The following is a 525-nucleotide window of genomic DNA, read 5'->3' as shown; positions in this document are numbered from 1 at the left end:
TGTTACAATAGTGTTGATGAATATATAGCAAGCGAAAAAGAAGATTTAGAAAGCTATAAGGCAGACTTAGAAGAAGCACTGGAAGAACTGAAAGACATGAGAGCGGACTGGAAGCCAGAGAAAGAGCCGAACATGGACGAGGAAATCGAACTCATTAAGAAGTGGGTAAAGGAAAGAGAGGACTTCATCAATGAATAGGACAAGACCGAAGCAGATAGTTATAAGAGTGTCAGAGGAAGAACTTGCACAGATAAAAGAAAAAGTAGAGCAGTCTGGAAAGAGCCAACAGCAATATATCATTGAAGCCCTCACACAGTCGAACATTGTCAATCTGGACGGACTGAAAGAGATATATCCAGAGCTGAAAAGGCAAGGCAACAATCTGAACCAGATAGCCAAGAAGCTGAATGAAAATGGATATGTGGACTATAAGCAAGAGCTTCCTAACACCATGAAAGAGGTGAGAGAAGTATGGCAGTTATTAAAGCAGTATCTTCAAAAGCAGGCATAGGGCAAGCACTGGAC

Annotated in this window: 2 protein-coding genes; both read left to right on the top strand. The window is 41.3% G+C overall.

The window, feature by feature from the left end; genetic code table 11:
- Window positions 1–198: hypothetical protein (locus tag IE258_RS40970; RefSeq protein WP_189750861.1), on the top strand; the 198-nt coding region annotated here is incomplete at its 5' end.
- Window positions 191–511, top strand: a complete 321-nt coding sequence (locus IE258_RS40965; RefSeq protein WP_002595443.1) for a plasmid mobilization protein — start codon at window positions 191–193, stop codon at window positions 509–511. The genes IE258_RS40970 and IE258_RS40965, both read left to right, overlap by 8 nt.
- Window positions 512–525: the final 14 nt, after the last annotated feature.

Origin of the sequence: Streptomyces tendae, assembly GCF_014650435.1 — a bacterium.
Taxonomy (GTDB): Bacteria; Actinomycetota; Actinomycetes; order Streptomycetales; family Streptomycetaceae; genus Streptomyces; species Streptomyces tendae.
Note: the sequence above shows the minus strand (reverse complement) of the source record. Positions and strands in the feature narration are given on the sequence as shown.

Coding starts and splice junctions, on each gene's coding strand:
- IE258_RS40965 (WP_002595443.1), top strand. CDS start 191: ATGAATAGGACAAGACCGAAGCAGATAGTTATAAGAGTGTCAGAGGAA.